Source organism: Ulvibacterium marinum (assembly GCF_003626755.1).
Taxonomy (GTDB): domain Bacteria; phylum Bacteroidota; class Bacteroidia; order Flavobacteriales; family Flavobacteriaceae; genus Ulvibacterium; species Ulvibacterium marinum.
On sequence record NZ_RBCJ01000001.1, the window covers coordinates 1,104,430 to 1,119,967 of the forward strand.

16 protein-coding genes are annotated in these 15,538 nt (G+C 40.7%); 8 read left to right on the forward strand and 8 right to left on the reverse strand.

Annotation, left to right across the window (positions count from 1 at the left end; translation table 11 throughout):
* Nucleotides 1–58 precede the first annotated feature (58 nt).
* Nucleotides 59–349 (reverse strand): HU family DNA-binding protein, encoded by a 291-nt coding sequence (locus D7Z94_RS04650; RefSeq protein WP_120710341.1) that lies wholly within the window; start codon nucleotides 347–349, stop codon nucleotides 59–61.
* Between the two features lie 127 nt (nucleotides 350–476).
* Between D7Z94_RS04650 and mutY the strand changes: the two genes are divergently transcribed.
* The 4 genes from mutY to gldD are packed head-to-tail and all read left to right on the forward strand — an operon-like array spanning nucleotide 477 to nucleotide 3,923.
* Nucleotides 477–1,523 (forward strand): A/G-specific adenine glycosylase, encoded by a 1,047-nt coding sequence (mutY, locus tag D7Z94_RS04655; protein ID WP_120710342.1) that lies wholly within the window; start codon nucleotides 477–479, stop codon nucleotides 1,521–1,523.
* A gap of 28 nt (nucleotides 1,524–1,551) precedes the next feature.
* Nucleotides 1,552–2,022: a single-stranded DNA-binding protein gene (locus tag D7Z94_RS04660; RefSeq protein WP_120710343.1), complete on the forward strand. Its 471-nt coding sequence runs from the start codon at nucleotides 1,552–1,554 to the stop codon at nucleotides 2,020–2,022.
* 25 nt (nucleotides 2,023–2,047) lie between these two features.
* Complete coding sequence (locus tag D7Z94_RS04665; protein WP_120710344.1) at nucleotides 2,048–3,376, forward strand: gliding motility-associated protein GldE; 1,329 nt, start codon at nucleotides 2,048–2,050, stop codon at nucleotides 3,374–3,376.
* Entirely contained in the window at nucleotides 3,366–3,923 is a 558-nt protein-coding gene (gldD, locus tag D7Z94_RS04670) for a gliding motility lipoprotein GldD (RefSeq protein WP_120710345.1), read from the forward strand. The genes D7Z94_RS04665 and gldD overlap by 11 nt, the downstream gene beginning before the upstream one ends.
* A 39-nt stretch (nucleotides 3,924–3,962) precedes the next feature.
* Here the strand turns inward: gldD and D7Z94_RS04675 are convergent, their stop codons facing one another.
* From D7Z94_RS04675 to D7Z94_RS04685, 3 genes are all read right to left on the reverse strand, one after another.
* On the reverse strand, nucleotides 3,963–4,391 hold the full coding sequence (locus D7Z94_RS04675; RefSeq protein ID WP_120710346.1) for a hypothetical protein: 429 nt from the start codon (nucleotides 4,389–4,391) through the stop codon (nucleotides 3,963–3,965).
* Nucleotides 4,392–4,481: 90 nt separating this feature from the next.
* Nucleotides 4,482–5,507, reverse strand: coding sequence for a transporter (locus D7Z94_RS04680; protein ID WP_245967135.1), 1,026 nt, complete (start codon nucleotides 5,505–5,507; stop codon nucleotides 4,482–4,484).
* An 82-nt stretch (nucleotides 5,508–5,589) separates the two neighbouring features.
* Nucleotides 5,590–5,964, reverse strand: coding sequence for a hypothetical protein (locus D7Z94_RS04685; protein ID WP_245967136.1), 375 nt, complete (start codon nucleotides 5,962–5,964; stop codon nucleotides 5,590–5,592).
* Between the two features lie 169 nt (nucleotides 5,965–6,133).
* Between D7Z94_RS04685 and D7Z94_RS04690 the strand changes: the two genes are divergently transcribed.
* The gene (locus D7Z94_RS04690; protein WP_120710868.1) at nucleotides 6,134–6,886 is read left to right on the forward strand and encodes a head GIN domain-containing protein; all 753 of its coding nucleotides are present in this window, start codon (nucleotides 6,134–6,136) and stop codon (nucleotides 6,884–6,886) included.
* A gap of 57 nt (nucleotides 6,887–6,943) precedes the next feature.
* Here the strand turns inward: D7Z94_RS04690 and D7Z94_RS04695 are convergent, their stop codons facing one another.
* Together D7Z94_RS04695 and D7Z94_RS04700 are read right to left on the reverse strand one after the other, a co-directional pair.
* Entirely contained in the window at nucleotides 6,944–9,007 is a 2,064-nt protein-coding gene (locus tag D7Z94_RS04695) for a M16 family metallopeptidase (protein ID WP_120710348.1), read from the reverse strand.
* 1 nt (nucleotide 9,008) lies between these two features.
* Entirely contained in the window at nucleotides 9,009–10,328 is a 1,320-nt protein-coding gene (locus tag D7Z94_RS04700; protein WP_120710349.1) for a M16 family metallopeptidase, read from the reverse strand.
* A 166-nt stretch (nucleotides 10,329–10,494) separates the two neighbouring features.
* On the opposite strand from D7Z94_RS04700, the gene D7Z94_RS04705 reads away from it, so the two are divergent.
* The 3 genes from D7Z94_RS04705 (at nucleotide 10,495) to rpmA (ending at nucleotide 11,931) form a co-directional block, all read left to right on the forward strand.
* Complete coding sequence (locus tag D7Z94_RS04705) at nucleotides 10,495–10,950, forward strand: DUF4199 domain-containing protein (protein ID WP_120710350.1); 456 nt, start codon at nucleotides 10,495–10,497, stop codon at nucleotides 10,948–10,950.
* Nucleotides 10,951–11,085: 135 nt separating this feature from the next.
* The gene (gene rplU / locus D7Z94_RS04710) at nucleotides 11,086–11,646 is read left to right on the forward strand and encodes a 50S ribosomal protein L21 (RefSeq protein WP_120710351.1); all 561 of its coding nucleotides are present in this window, start codon (nucleotides 11,086–11,088) and stop codon (nucleotides 11,644–11,646) included.
* 24 nt (nucleotides 11,647–11,670) lie between these two features.
* Nucleotides 11,671–11,931 carry a 50S ribosomal protein L27 gene (rpmA, locus tag D7Z94_RS04715; protein WP_120710352.1) on the forward strand — a complete coding sequence of 87 codons (261 nt, stop codon included), beginning with the start codon at nucleotides 11,671–11,673 and terminating at the stop codon, nucleotides 11,929–11,931.
* A gap of 101 nt (nucleotides 11,932–12,032) precedes the next feature.
* Here the strand turns inward: rpmA and D7Z94_RS04720 are convergent, their stop codons facing one another.
* Together D7Z94_RS04720 and D7Z94_RS04725 are read right to left on the reverse strand one after the other, a co-directional pair.
* Nucleotides 12,033–12,851 carry an SDR family NAD(P)-dependent oxidoreductase gene (locus tag D7Z94_RS04720; RefSeq protein ID WP_120710869.1) on the reverse strand — a complete coding sequence of 273 codons (819 nt, stop codon included), beginning with the start codon at nucleotides 12,849–12,851 and terminating at the stop codon, nucleotides 12,033–12,035.
* Nucleotides 12,852–13,014: 163 nt separating this feature from the next.
* A complete protein-coding gene (locus tag D7Z94_RS04725; RefSeq protein ID WP_120710353.1) occupies nucleotides 13,015–15,399 on the reverse strand; it encodes a TonB-dependent receptor in 2,385 nt (794 codons plus the stop codon).
* Between the last annotated feature and the right edge of the window lie 139 nt (nucleotides 15,400–15,538).

Here is a 15,538-nt window from a genome sequence, read left to right on the forward strand (position 1 = left end):
CTTATGTCTTTTTCGTTTTTTACCACTCGGCATAAAGTTCTCCTTTTAATTGAATATGTTATTTGACCTGAACGTTACTTTTAACCCCTTCTACAAAAACCTTTGCGGGCTTGAATGCCGGAATGTTGTGGGCCGGTATCTTTATAGTGGTATTTTTGGAGATATTTCTGCCTGTTTTTTCGGCTCTAGTCTTAATAATAAAACTTCCAAAACCTCTCAAGTAAACATTGTCCCCACTTTCCAACGAGGATTTAACTTCTTCCATAAAGGATTCTACAGTGGCTTGGACATCTCCCTTTTCAATTCCCAGTTTGTCTGAGATTTTCGCAACAATTTCCGCTTTCGTCATCTTTAATAATTAGATTTTCAGTATGTTTTTTCGGCTTGCAAATATATAAATTAAATTGAATCTTTCCCCTTAACGAGCTAATTTTAAGTATATAAACAGCTACTTTTGCACATTAGTATTTGCATAGATGTCTTTTTCCCAAAAAATTCTTAATTGGTATTCAGAAAATAAACGGAGCTTGCCTTGGAGAAGTACACGGGATCCCTATAAAATTTGGCTTTCGGAAATCATTCTTCAACAAACGCGTGTTGTACAAGGGGAACCCTATTATTTAAAATTCATTGAAAATTTTCCCAATGTACAAGATTTGGCCAATGCATCAGAAGAAAGGGTTTTGAAACTCTGGCAGGGACTAGGGTATTATTCCAGAGCGCGCAATCTACATGCAACCGCTAAGATCGTGGTAAACGAGTATGATGGTCGCTTCCCTAATTCCTATAATGAACTTTTGAAACTCAAGGGTGTTGGGGATTATACGGCCAGTGCCATAGCGTCCATTTGTTTTGATGAGCCACAGCCAGTGGTGGATGGAAATGTATATCGCGTCCTTGCACGTCATTTCGGGGTAGCTATTCCCATCAACAGTACTAAAGGGATAAAATATTTCAAAAGACTTGCCACGGAAGTCATGGGCCGGAAAAATATTAGGGATTACAATCAGGGGATTATGGAATTCGGGGCGATACAATGTGCTCCTAAAAAACCATATTGCCTGCTTTGTCCATTAAATGAAAGCTGTGTGGCATTAGAAAAGAATTTAGTACAAACACTGCCCATAAAAGAAAACAAAACCAAAGTTAGAAAAAGAAATTTCAATTATTTGGTTTGGTTGGACCCAAATAATAAAACGATATTGAATCAGCGAAGGGGAAAAGGAATATGGCAAAATCTTTGGGAATTTCCACTTTTGGAGTCGGAAAACCAATTAAATGAGAAAGAGGTAAGGAAGGAGTTAAAGGAAATGGTATCCGGTGACGATTCCTTTCGATTACTTTCGTATAACGAATCATTAATAGTGCATAAGCTCTCACACCAACATTTATATACAAGATTTTGGATTATAGAGAGTAATGTTGAACTTGAGAATGGGATTTCATTGGAAGATTTGGACAGTTATCCCGTTCCGGTTTTAATTTCGGATTTCATAAAAGCATTCAAAAATTCGTATTTTTGATTTCAATCAAAAAACATAATACAAGAGCATGAGTGGAACATTGAATAAAGTAATGTTGATAGGGCATTTGGGCGATGAAGTTAAAATGCACTATTTTGAAGGAGGAGGTTGCATAGGTAGGTTTCCAATTGCTACCAACGAGACATATACCAACAGACAAACCGGTGAAAAGGTGACCAATACGGAATGGCATAATATTGTTGTTCGGAACAAGGCCGCTGAGATTTGTGAAAAGTACTTGAGTAAAGGAGATAAAATATATGTGGAAGGCCGATTAAAAACGCGCCAATGGCAAGGTGAAGACGGTAATACCCGGTATTCTACGGAAATACAGGTCCAGGATTTCACCTTTCTTTCCACTAAAAGTGAAAGTATGTCCAATGCACAATCCAATACTCCTCAGGAACAAAGACCAATTTCCGGCAACCCTGGAACAAAGCCCATTGAAAATACCGCTCATGTGAGTGAGCCGGAACCGGAAGACGACCTCCCTTTCTAGGAAATTCAAAATAAAATTGTGACTGTTGGACCCTGACCCCCATAGTTTATTTCTTAGTTCTGTAGTTTTTGATGGTGCATTGGCACTGAAGTTTGGTATTCTTATAGTCTTGCTGATCTGTTCCGCTCTCATTTCAGGCGCGGAAGTGGCCCTTTTTGGACTCTCTCAAACCGATATAAATGGGATTGGAGAGAATAGGACGGGCAAGGGCACCATAATTGTCAGTCTGCTGGAGCGTCCCAAAAAGCTATTGGCGACCATTCTTATTGCTAACAATACCATTAACATAGGGATAGTGCTTTTGTTCAATAGTATTGGGGATACACTTTTCTCTACTATAGACCAAGTTTGGTTAGGCTTTATTTCTGTGCGTTTTTTGTTGGAGGTTATTGTGGCTACCTTCTTGATCTTAATGTTCGGTGAAATCCTACCAAAGGTTTATGCGAATAGAAATCGGATGAAATTTTCATATTTTATGGCTTATCCGCTCAAGGTGCTCGATTTTCTTTTCTCACCATTGAGCTTTCCCATGCGATCGGGCACAATATTTTTGTATAATAAATTGGGCAAACAAAAGTCCAATTTGAGTGTGGATCATCTCTCCCAGGCGTTGGAACTTACTTCGGAAGGTGATACGACCAAGGAGGAACAAAAAATACTACAGGGCATCGTATCATTTGGCAATACGGATACCAAACAGGTAATGCGTCCACGTATCGATATTTTCGCCCTGAGCGAGGAGATGAAGTTTCCCGAAGTCCTTGAAGAAATAAAGAAGAACGGGTACTCGCGTATTCCAGTTTTTTCAGAGCATATGGACAATGTATTGGGCGTACTTTATGTAAAAGATTTGTTGCCCCATATAGACAGGAAAAACTTCAATTGGATATCCTTGATACGTGAACCTTATTTTGTGCCGGAAAACAAGAAATTGGATGATCTTTTGCTAGAATTCCAAGATAAGAAGAACCATTTGGCCATTGTTGTGGATGAATATGGAGGCACTTCGGGTATTGTAACCTTGGAAGATATCATTGAAGAGATTGTTGGAGATATCAGTGATGAATTTGATGATGAGGATTTGGTGTTTTCCAAATTGGATGATTACAACTATGTTTTTGAGGGAAAGACCACCTTAAAGGATTTTTATCGGGTAATCAAAATAGCCAATGAAGAACTTTTTGAGGAGAATAAGGGAGAGTCCGAAACCATAGCCGGTTTTGTATTGGAGATAGCAGGAAGTTTCCCCAAGAAAGGGGAAAAGGTTCTTTTTAGGGACTACCAATTTGTAGTTGAAAGCTTAGATAAAAAACGATTGAAACAAATAAAGGTTACGCTACCCCATGAGAAATAGATTTGTTTTTTTGGCTTTTATAATGATTCTCTTGGGAATGGGCTGCAAAGAGAACGTTATTCCCAAGCCCAAGGCCATGTTGCGATTGGAGTATCCGGATTTTGAAACAGAGAATTTTGAAACAAAGAATTTCCAATTCCAATACAATACCATGGCCCAATTAAAAGACGAGGGGAACAATTCACTTACATTAGATTATCCAAGGATTAAAGGTTCCATTTTTATCACCTATAAAGAAGTAAATGATAACTTGGAGAAGTTGCTTTCGGATGCCCAAAAACTGTCTTATGAACATGTAGTCAAAGCAGACGGTATAGAGGCCAATGAATTCTTAAATCCTGAGGAACGGGTTTTTGGAATGTTCTATGAAGTTAGTGGCAATGCGGCATCCCAAGCTCAATTTTATGTTACGGACAGTACCTGGCATTTTGTCACAGGATCACTGTATTTCTATGCAAAACCTAACTATGACTCCATTTATCCTGCAGCGGCCTATCTACAGAAGGACATTCGCAGAATCATGGAAACCCTACGATGGAAAGAGTAACCCTAAAGGCCAATTTAGTTTGAGGCCTTTGGCGTTTGATCAGTCCTGCTTTTTAAGTACTGCTTGCGCACGCTCTATGCTGGAATTAATTTCCTCCTTTAAAGCTTTAACTTTTACTTCCTCCTCATCCAACCACTTTTGCTTTTGTTCCGTAAGTGCTTTTCCGTTAAGGATTTCATCGGAATCAAAACGGTCTCCAAAACCTCTCATCCAGTCCATCATACTTTGATGTGAAGCTTGTAGGTCTTTCATTGCCTTTTCATAGTGTATTCCCATCTCCGTGGAATCCACCTTGGGCTTCAACTCCGCCACCAGTTTGCCTATGATCCCCATTTTGGGCATTACCTCGTCATGAATGGCCATGACTTTTTCCATCTGTTCCGTATTTGGGTTTGCCATTGATTTTTTATCCTCCTTACAGGAGATTGCCATAGCCAAAACGGCAAATAAAAAAACTGTTCTTTTCATTTTTGTTTTTTACAAATATAAACCATTCCTGTCATGGAAACCAGAGGGATACCCAGACAGAAATGGTTTAAATCATTGGTTAAATTCTAGTTACTTGAATGCATACTGTAGCCCTAACGTCAAGGTTTCCCTGTTCTTCAATTGTATTCCGTTTAAATCTTGGTACAAGGGAAAAGCAAATTCAAAGCCTATCCGAAGGTTTTTTAACGGGCCTTTCGGGACATAAGTGTTAAATCCTATCCCGGAATTCAAACAGTTCCCGCCGGAATTATCGGTATCCGCTGTTATGACCATCATGGGGTTTAGGTTGGGATCCATCCCATCTATTTCACCTACCAATAGCCCTTCCAAACGAAGCGAAAAGCTCAACCAATCCGTTGCTTTTGCAGCTAACCAATTGTTTAAACTATAACGGTTTCCATAGCGGTATTCCCTATCATTTTCCCCAAAGCGGAAAATACCTCGTAATTGACCTCCGTAAGATAGAATGTTTCCTTGGCAGAGATAGGTCAGTGCCAAATTTGTATCAAAAGTGCCGCTTCCAATTTGCATGGGATAGGGCAATTCCACTTCATTAGGTGAAGATGCCGGTGTAACGTCACTTTCCGTAATGCTACCGCTAGGGATAGAAAATCCCAATTGTGCATGCATCGTTTGCCTATTCTTATTGAAGAACTTGTAGAGTCCGGAAACTTGGATGTCACCCAATCCCGAAGCTTCAGTAGTGAACATGCCGCCCATTCGGGTAACGTGGTCCATTTCCATGGACAGATAATTGAACATAACCATTAAAGTGAGCTTATCACTTGGAGCATACATAGCACCTAGCATATGCATATTCATGGGCATTTGGGTTGGGGTCACCATATAATTGGCCAAGGCATCATCAAAAGAGGCATCATCGCTCCCCTGCTTTAAATCCTCCATATTCATATACATGTATCGGTAGCTGAACATCCATTCACCCTTACCGTGCATATGGTCTCCCATTACCGGGATAGGAGCATGTCCATCCGGTCTGCCCGCGGACCATTTTTCAATGTTCGTACTATTTGTTTCTTGGGCGCAAAGCGCTAGTGTTACCATCGTTAAAATGGTAGATATATAAATTTTCACGTATGTATTTTTAAATTTTTGGAAATAGATAGTTGGCAGGTCCTTTAGCTTCAATCAGATTTGGACCTACAAAAAAGAAAAACTAAACGCGTAAGCTAGGTGGGCGAAAGCTGGAGTCGCTAAATAGAAAGCTGTAGTTATTACTGTAATGAAGGACTGAGGTACTTCCGGTGATTCCGGTCTTTTGCGCAGGGATGGCGAGAACATCAATAAAACCTATGGGATATTCTTCCATGGCTATTTTTGGGAGATTCTGTTTTTTCTCCTCGTTCTGTTCGTTGAGTCTTTGCATAAGGTAGCACTTTCCATTACATTGCATTTCTACCTTTTCCTTATTAATACAAAGAAATTCGGCAATGTAGTCTTGATCTACTATATATTCAAACAAAGGAAATACAGGACGGAGCATAGCCAAGACATAGAGGAAAATAAAAAAAGACGCCCAAGAAGCTTTCAAGCCCATTTATTTTTGCAAAGTTAGGCGATGAAAAAGTTTTAGACATTTTTTTGTCATGAAAATTTGCTTGATAGTACTTGGGAATTTTTGGTCAATAACTGTAACAATCTGTTCTACACATAGTCTTTCATATACCGGAAGAGAGAAAACAACAATAAAACCTATGAAGATGAAAAAAAATACTTTTTATGCTTTAATCCTGACTTTCCTAACCTTTGGAGCAATCCAAGTGAATGCCCAGACCAAGACCTTAAAGGTAGACTCATTTGATAAGATCATTGTCAGCCCTCATATTAAGGCGACATTGGTTCAAGGGGATGAGGAATCCGTATATTTCGAATATGCCAACGTTTCCGAGGAAGAAATCAATGTAGAGGTCGAAGGCAAGACCTTACGTATCTATCTGGATGGTGCCAAAACATTGGATAGAAACGAAAAGGTCCGCGGAAATGGGTATAATATGAGCAGGGCCTATTACGAGGGAGCTGAGGTAAAGGCAATAATCACTTATAAAAGTTTGGAAACCTTATCCGTTAGGGGCGAAGAAATAATACGTTGTGAGAGTCCTATGGATCAAAAGAATTTTACTTTACGCATTTATGGGGAATCACAAGTATACCTTTCTGATGTCAATCTGGAAAGGCTAAAGGTCACCATTTATGGGGAGAGCTACCTTGAAGTTCAAAAAGGTACTGTTGACCATCAAAAATTTACAGCCTATGGCGAAAGTAAGGTTAATACCATGGCAATTGATAATACGTTCACCAGGATATTGGCCTATGGCGAAAGTGATTTTAGGGTAAACGTAGCCGATCGGCTTAAAGTTACTTGCTATGGAGAAACCCATATCACCTATGAAGGCAGTCCGAAAGTAGATAGGGGCATTGTTGTCGGCGAGGCCACTATTCGCAAAATTGGTTAGTGTTTATTTAATTGAAGTGGCACGGATAGGATTTATATCCTATCCGTGCTAATTTTTTCATTCAAAATCCGCATCGGAGACTCCTTCGTTCACTTTTATTTCCTGTACAAAAAACTCCATACTTTGGGGTCCCATGGATTGGGTCAACTTAAAAGGGAACTTTATGCCGGATACTTCTTTGTAATCATCATAGATCAAGGTTTGTTGCATTTTCTGCCCCTGCATTTCCGTGGTATTGACCTCTTGTAACTTAAGGCCACTTTCCATATCATAGAAAATTGATTTTTCATCGCTTATTTTCAATTTATAGGCTTTCTTGCCTTCAATGGTTTCGATACCTTCTAGAACAACATTATTGTTCAAGTAGTTGAGCTCGGGAAAAGGAGCGGACTCTTCCTTTGCCTTCTTCAATTCCTCTTCTCTCAAATCCTTACGTTGACCTTGCATCACCATATAACCCATATCTCCATCCAGGACCCGCCTGCTCATGGAATTACCCATCACCTTAACATCTTGCATAAATTGATTCTTGGCCGTTTTTTTCAGTTCAAGATTTAATTTTGTCCCTTGCATTTCAGCTTCAGCCATTAAGGCATAAGATTGTACTCCTTCCAATTTTTCCTTACCGCCCAAGGCATCGAGATATTTGTTGATGACATCATTGGCCGTAATGCCCTCTGGTATTTTGGCACTATAATCCGGCTTTTCCGTTGCGTTTGTGTATTTGTCAAAATACTTTACGGGAATATTCTTTCCATTGAAGGGTATGTTTTCCAAATTCTCGGCAACCTCGCTTCCCTTTCCGGTAACTACGATTCGGAAATTGTTCAAGGCAATGAATTTTTGGGCAGCCTCTTGAATTTGTTCCGCGGTTACTGCATTAATTTTTTCCAAGTAGGTCGTGTAAAAATCTTCCGGTAAATCTTCGGTAAGAATATTAAGGGCATAACGCGCAATGGTTTCCGGTCGTTCCAAGGCCATGACAAATTCCCCCACGTATTCGGCTTTAGAGATTTCAATTTCCTCGGGATCCACTTTTTCATTTCTGATTCGTTTTAGTTGATCCAGGAATACTGTTACGGCACTGTCCGTAACCGCATTTCGTACACTGGCTCCGGCCCGAAATCTAGAGGCGTACTTATCCGCCCCGATACTTGATCTTGCGCCATAGGTATAGCCCTTGTCCTCGCGGAGGCTGGCATTGAGATAGCTTCGCATACCACCGCCCAGAATATTATTGGCCAACAATGAAGGAAAGTAATCATCGTCCCCCATTTTTAAATCTACCACGTTCTGCACGGCAATTTCAGATTGTACAGCGTTGGGCATGTCCACAAAATTTATTTGGGTATACTGAACATTTTTTGGTTGTGCAAGTGTAATGACCGGTGGACTGGCCTTTCGCCATAACTGAAAAAGTTCGATGACTTTTTCTTTTGTTTTATCAAAATCAACATCGCCTATTATAGCCAAATAAGCATTTTTAGGGACAAAATAGTTGCGGTAATTGGATGCCACGTCCTCAAGGCTCACGCGTTTTACACTTTCTTGGGTAACAAATTCCCCATATGGATGGTTCACCCCATAAGCCAAAGCGCTCTCTACCCTTCTTGCAGCGGTAGCTACGCTCTTTTCCCCAGATTTAATGGCGTCTAAAAGAATGTTTCGTTCTTTTTCCAATTCTTCCGTTGTAAAATTCGGATTTAGTGCCGCATCGGCAAGCAGTTCCAGAATACGGTCTGCATATTTGGACAGGCCGGAAGCAGAGGCCCCACTGGAACTAAAAGTAATGGACGCGCCCATATAGTCTACTTCTTCATTGTAGGTGTCCTTGTCAATATTTGTGGAACCCTTTCCCAGTAAGCTGCCGGTCAACTGACTTACGCCGGCTATTTCACCTTCTACATAGGGCGGATTGTCTATGGCCAAGGTATAGGAAACCCTGGGGAGCTTATGGTTTTCCACTACAATAACCTGCAGACCATTGTCCAATTTAAAAGTTTGGGGGACGCCTAAATTGATTTCGGGAATGGGTCCTACCTTTGGTTCCTTACTTCTGTCCAGTTGCGCCGTTAAAGCACAAGTAATCAATAAAAACAGTGATAAAATGGATTTTTTCATCTTATTGGTTTTCCGTTTTTGGTAAATATTCCAGTAATAAGCGTTGATTGGAGCCCAAATGTTTTTTAGCGACATCTCGGATTTCTTCCCTTGTTATGGAACGATACAAATCTATTTCTGTATTTATCAGGCTGGTATCCCCATAAAGCAAATAGTAATTGGCCAAGGATCCTGCAACCCCTTCCAGGGTAGCATTGGAGTTTACAAATTGATTTTCAAACTGGTTCAATAGTTTTTTATGATCCTTCTCTGAAATGAGCTCTGTTTGCAATTTTTGAATCTCCTCATCGAATTCCATGACCAGGGCATCTAAAGAGGTTTCCCCGAGTGGAAGGGCCAAAATTGCATAAATACCATAGTCTTCCTGGCTCAAGTTTACCGCCTGCACTGCAAGGGCCATTTTCTTGTCATCGACTAGTTTTTTGTACAATTTGGAACTATTTCCATTACTTAGATAGGTAGATATCATATCCAACACTCTGGCATCCCTTGTAGTAAAGGAAGGTGTTCTATAACAAGCAACTATAGCCGGTATTTGGATGTTGGTGTCATAGGCTGTTGCCTTAAACTCTTGTGTAATCGGTTTTTCCTTGGGGAAACTATGCTCAATTTTGGCACCTTTGGGGATAGGCCCAAAATAGTCTTGAATCATTTTTTTTGTTGAAGGAATATCAATGTCGCCAGCAATAATCAAAGCGGCATTGTTTGGAATATAGAATTTATTGTTAAAAGCGATAAACTCCTCCAAGGTGGCTGCGTCCAAATGTTCCATAGAACCTATGGTGCTCCATCGGTAAGGATGTTCTACAAAAAGATTTTTCTTTATTTCTGCCAATAAATTTCCATAAGGTCGGTTATCTACACGTAATCTTTTTTCCTCTTTTACTACCTCGTTCTGGGTATCTACTCCCACTTGTTCAATTACGGGATGCAATAATCGCTCAGACTCCAACCAAAGGCCGGTTTCCAGGGCATTGGAGGGGAAAACTTCATAATAGTAGGTACGGTCATCGTTGGTTGTGGCATTATTTCTTCCCCCTTTGGAAGAAACTATTTTATCCCATTCCCCACGGCCGATGTTTTTGGTTCCCTCAAAAAGAAGGTGTTCAAAAAAGTGTGCAAATCCAGTACGTTCGGGGTCTTCGTCCTTGGCACCTACATGGTAGGCAATAGAGGTTACAACAATGGGTGCCGTATTGTCCTTATGAAGGATTACGTGTAGTCCATTGCTTAGGTCGTATTCTTCGAAAGAAACTTCCTGGGCGTTACTGCTGAAAACTAGTAGAATAGATAGAAGTAAAAAGAGAGGTAGTTTTTTCATATTTTTAAGAGGGTTGCGTCCATATATCCTTTTAAATAAGTAGTGAATGAAAACTATTTGTTACACGAATTTAATTTTTTTGGGGGATCGAGTAAGATCCTAACTACGCTTTAACAAGAATTTCTAACATATTTTGTATTTTTAGATTAATATAAAAACATGGGAAATGAAGGAGTTTGCTTTGCCCATCCGATTTGGTATAGCCACGAGTGGTTGCCTTATTGCCTATTTCCTCATGCTTTCGCTCTTCAATCTGCACATTAATGTATTCTATAGTCTTTTTAATGGAGTGATTACGGGTTTTGGAATCTATGAAGCCATAAAATTTTTTAGGTTAAGGGACAAGGAGGGATTCAATTATGGAAAAGGATTTATGGCAGGATTGGTTACGGGGGGCGTGGCTACCTTAATTTTCACTTTGTTTTTTGCATTATATTCTACCGAGCTCAACATCGAGTTTTTAAATGAGCTTTCCACGGTATGGGCCAAGGACTATCGCAATTTTCAGGGTATAGTTTTCCTTACGGTCGCTGTTATGGGTTTTGCCACTTCTTTGGTACTTACGCTTTCTTTCATGCAGCTTTTCAAGACAAGCAATAACCCCAAAAGTAAATCGGTTTAAAAACTCCTTAAAATCACTTGTGGATTAGCGAATTACCCCTATATTTGCACCCGCCTATGAAAAAAATCCAAAGATGGATTTTTAGGGGAGGAGAGTCCAAAGTGAGGGCTATTAATTAAAATCAATATACACGCTATGTACGCAATTGTAGAGATGGCAGGGCAGCAATTTAAAGTTGCAAAAGACCAAAAAGTGTATGTTCACCGTTTACAAACAGAAGAAGGCAAAAAGGTTACCTTTAACAATGTACTTCTTTTAGATGACGGCAAGAACGTTACCGTTGGCGCCCCGGCTATAGACGGAGCCGCTGTTGAGGCTAAAGTCGTTAAGCACCTTAAAGGTGATAAGGTAATCGTCTTTAAAAAGAAAAGGCGCAAGGGATATCGTAAGAAAAACGGTCATAGACAATACCTTACGGAGATTGTTGTGGAAAGTATTATTGCCAAAGGTGCCAAGAAAGCTACTACTGAAAAGGCCAAAGAAGAAAAACCTGCTGCCAAGAAAACCGAAGCAAAAAAAGAAGCTCCAAAAGCAGCTCCAGTGAAGGAAGCCGCGAAGCCAAAGGCCGCGCCCAAGGCGGTTGAGGACTTGAGCAAGAAAACAGTGGCCGAACTCAAGGAAATGGCCAAAGCGAAGGATATTACTGGGTATTCCTCAATGAAAAAAGCCGATTTGATAGCGGCATTGGAAAAATAAGAAACGAACTAAAAAGGATAGATCATGGCACATAAAAAAGGTGTAGGTAGTTCAAAAAACGGTAGGGAATCAGAATCGAAACGCTTGGGCGTAAAGATTTTCGGTGGCCAAGCCGCCGTTGCAGGAAACATTATCGTTAGACAACGCGGCACCAAACACAATCCTGGTGAGAATGTTTACGCCGGCAAGGATCATACGTTACATGCTAAAGTGGATGGTTTGGTTAAGTTTGAAAAGAAGGCAGGTGGAAAATCCTATGTTTCCATAGAGCCGTTCGAAGCATAAGAACTATACTTTATATAAACTATATGAACCCTGACATCTTGGTCAGGGTTTTTTTATTCCCATAAACGAATTTTTGAGGAAAATTAATTGCTAAGTGGGTTTTAAGTTTCGTACGTTTGATGCTTCGTCATTCCGCCCATGACCAGTTTCATAATCCGAATTTTTCCCCAACGGGGTACCGTCCGTAGTCCAAGTATCAAGATTTTGGTGAGTTGACCGGGAAAGACCGTAGGCTTTCTTCCCAAAGCTTTTAAGATTGGAATTCCAATATCCGAAGGTTTCAAGGCATTGCCCAACTCCATGTGGGCCACAGCGGCAAATCCACTGTTTACAGGTCCGGGAGCTGCTGCAAGCATATCAACGTTATACGGTTTTAATTCGTAAAACAGTCCTTCGGCAATAGATTGCACGTAGGCCTTTGTAGCTGCATAATGGGACGCATTCGGGACACCTTGGAAACCTACGATGGAGCTCATTAAAATGATACCCCCCTTTTTCTGTTCAGCAAATTTGCGGGCAAAATAATGGGTGAGCATCATCAATGCCAGTGCATTCACATTCAGCATATGTATTTCCCTCTCCAAGGGGGAATGTATGAATTGTCCGGAATTGCCAAATCCCGCGGAAGCAACAAAAAGCCCAATGGGTAGTTCGCCGATTTTTTCGATTAGGGTATGAATTCCTGAGGTAGATGAAATATCGGCTATAATGACCTCTGCGATTATTTTGTGCTTTTCTTCCAATACATCGCCAAATTCCCGAAGCATTTCTTCATTTCTTCCCGTGAGTACTATATTTAATCCGGCTTCTGCAAGTCTTTCCGCAAGTTCTTTCCCAATACCGGAAGAGGCCCCCGTAACCAGTGTCCATGGCCCATATTTGTCCAGTAAACGTTGTTTTAAATGATTTGAAAATCTCATATCTTCTTTTATTATGTGGTTTCCCACCCCCACCAGATTAGTTTTTGGAACCTGTAAATGGATTTGTTTTCTAGAAGTTGTTCCAACTTTTTATTGATCGGGGTTCTATGGTGATCTTTTTCATTCTTCATGTTGATACTTTTTAATTCAGTGGCTGTTTTTTTTAAAATTGAAATTTGTACCCGAAATCAGGAAAAAAACCAATTTGATCCACTTGGTCTACCTGATTGGTCAAACGATTGTACCTGCGCACAAAAATGTTTTCGTTTGCGGTGACATTTTGAAGGTCGAAATAGAACTGATGGGAACTTTTTTTGTTGCGACTATTTAATTTAAGCCCGAATTTAACGTCCCATCGGAAGTAACCGTCATATTGTTCACTAAAGGCCCTGTCTTCTTGTAGAATTTCAAAACCGGCCTGCTGCGAAGCTTCCAGATCCACCGGCGTAAAATATCGCCCTCCAGAAGTTGTCAATCTTGTGTCTACGAACCATATGTTCTTTCCGGAAGGGCCTGTCTTAAATTCCTTTCCTGCCAGCAAATTGATTACGTATCCATTGTTGAACGGCGTATTGCGTTCAATGCCATCACTGCCCTCATACTTGCTGTCAAAAAATGAACCGGTCAATAATCCATAGTAGCCCTTGCTAAAGAATTTCTCTAAGGTAAGTTCAATACCTTGATTAAAGCCTACCCCCTCGTTGACCAAGGATACACGGTCATTTTCAAACCCGAAATCCGCCCCTTCCGTTAAGGTTGAATAACTTGATGGAAAAGCTTCCACAGCAGCCTTTTCGATATCCTGATAATAGACCTCTACTTTGGCCCGCCAGCTATCCGATAGTTTTACATTGTAGCCCAACACATAATGGCTACTTTGAGCATAATCCAAATCCCGATTGGTTTGTATCAACTCTCCGTTTACATTCTCATTGAGGAAAAGTAAGGGCAGGGGAACGGGCTGGTGATGCAGCCCATAGCCCAAATTAATGGTATGATTTGGAAGAAAGTTATAATCGACAGCCGCTCGTGGTGCTATTACAAATTGCTTGTTCAGGGTGCTATATTGGGAATGTAGCCCGGCATTCAAGGTAATTTTTTCAGTAAGTCGAAATTGTCCTTGTAGATAAGGTTGTAGGATACTTAAATTTTCGTCGATATCCCTGAAATTCACTAAATCTGGGTCTCCATCACCATCGCTGTCGGCTTGCTCGTTTCTGTCCAAAAGCAAACTCTCTATCCCATAGTTTTCTATGAGCATCCCGGTACGAAGGGTAAGCTTGTTATTCACTTTTGTGTTGAACAGGGTAGAAAATGTGAGCCTTGTTTCGGTGTTGTCCGCTTCAGTATAACGGATGAGACGTTCTTGCGGGGTATTCTTTTCAATGAATCGGTCTACGGTAAAATCATTGCCTGAATAAGAGCCCGATACAATAGTCCGTAGATAGGAGTTGTTTCCAAGACTTAACCGGTGCTTTAATCCCATAACCCCAAAACGGGATTCTACAAAGGTATTCTCGTCTTCTGCCGCAAAGAGGTCGTCTTCATCGATATCATCTCCCAAAAACTCAATGTCCGAATTGCCAATAATTCCAAAAAGTGAGAAATTACCAAGTTTTCCCCTTCCAAAATCGAGATTGAACGAAACGTCATTGTAATTTGGAGTAGCCGCGGTTCCCCCGGCGCCTATACCCAATAGGCCTACCAAAGAGTAACGTGCGGCTACCAAAAAGGAACCGTTATTCTTTCCCATGGGCCCCTCGGCCATAGCCTCTACACCCGTAAATATTCCAGATTGCAAAGTGTATTCATAATCATCTGCGTTTCCCTTTCTGAATCCCAAATCAAATACACCTCCTATTGCGTTACCGTATTCCGCGGGGAAGGCGGAGGTAATAAAATCGGAATTTTTTAAAAGGTTTGGGTTAAGGGCAGAAACGGGCCCTCCGGTTGTCCCCAGGGTAGAATAGTGATTGGGACTTGGTATTGGAACGCCCTCTAAACGCCAAAGTAATCCGGTAGGTGAATTTCCGCGGATTACGATATCGTTACGGCTATCGTCGGGAGCGGAAACACCGGCAAAGTTTGCGGCCAATCTTCCCACATCGCTACGCCCTCCGGAAAACCGAGTCACTTCCTCTACACCAAACTGTCTTGCCGAAACAGTGGCCAATTTATTCAAAGGCCTGTCTTTATTGGTGTCTGAGGTTAAAACAACTTCATCCAATTGATCAAAGGATTCCAAAAGAGTAACATTAAGAAAAATATCCTTTCCCGTAGTTACATCAACATTGGGTATGGTAGTACTTTCATAACCTATATAACTTATGCGCAGGACTTGTCGCCCTATCGGTACGTTCTTTAGGATAAATCGGCCATCAAGGTCGGTAATGACTCCTGTGGCTATTTCAGCATCCAGAAGTTCGATGGTGGCTCCCTCCATGGGGTTTTCCGACTGTTTGTCCAAAACAATACCTTTAACGACCCCTACTTGAGCGTATGAAGAACAAAAAAGGAAAAACAAAATAATAACACTATACTCTTTCATGACTTTACTTTTTGATTTTGACCAAAAATGGTTCTCTTTTCGGTTATGGGAATTATTCGATTGATTATGTTGGGATATTCTAATTTGGAGGGTAGAATTCTAATTTAAATTGAAAATGGCCCGGTTATTATTGCATTTT

Coding starts and splice junctions, on each gene's coding strand:
- D7Z94_RS04650 (WP_120710341.1), bottom strand. CDS start 349: ATGACGAAAGCGGAAATTGTTGCGAAAATCTCAGACAAACTGGGAATT.
- mutY (WP_120710342.1), top strand. CDS start 477: ATGTCTTTTTCCCAAAAAATTCTTAATTGGTATTCAGAAAATAAACGG.
- D7Z94_RS04660 (WP_120710343.1), top strand. CDS start 1,552: ATGAGTGGAACATTGAATAAAGTAATGTTGATAGGGCATTTGGGCGAT.
- gldD (WP_120710345.1), top strand. CDS start 3,366: ATGAGAAATAGATTTGTTTTTTTGGCTTTTATAATGATTCTCTTGGGA.
- D7Z94_RS04675 (WP_120710346.1), bottom strand. CDS start 4,391: ATGAAAAGAACAGTTTTTTTATTTGCCGTTTTGGCTATGGCAATCTCC.
- D7Z94_RS04690 (WP_120710868.1), top strand. CDS start 6,134: ATGAAAAAAAATACTTTTTATGCTTTAATCCTGACTTTCCTAACCTTT.
- D7Z94_RS04695 (WP_120710348.1), bottom strand. CDS start 9,007: ATGAAAAAATCCATTTTATCACTGTTTTTATTGATTACTTGTGCTTTA.
- D7Z94_RS04700 (WP_120710349.1), bottom strand. CDS start 10,328: ATGAAAAAACTACCTCTCTTTTTACTTCTATCTATTCTACTAGTTTTC.
- D7Z94_RS04705 (WP_120710350.1), top strand. CDS start 10,495: ATGAAGGAGTTTGCTTTGCCCATCCGATTTGGTATAGCCACGAGTGGT.
- rplU (WP_120710351.1), top strand. CDS start 11,086: ATGTACGCAATTGTAGAGATGGCAGGGCAGCAATTTAAAGTTGCAAAA.
- rpmA (WP_120710352.1), top strand. CDS start 11,671: ATGGCACATAAAAAAGGTGTAGGTAGTTCAAAAAACGGTAGGGAATCA.
- D7Z94_RS04720 (WP_120710869.1), bottom strand. CDS start 12,851: ATGAGATTTTCAAATCATTTAAAACAACGTTTACTGGACAAATATGGG.
- D7Z94_RS04725 (WP_120710353.1), bottom strand. CDS start 15,399: ATGAAAGAGTATAGTGTTATTATTTTGTTTTTCCTTTTTTGTTCTTCA.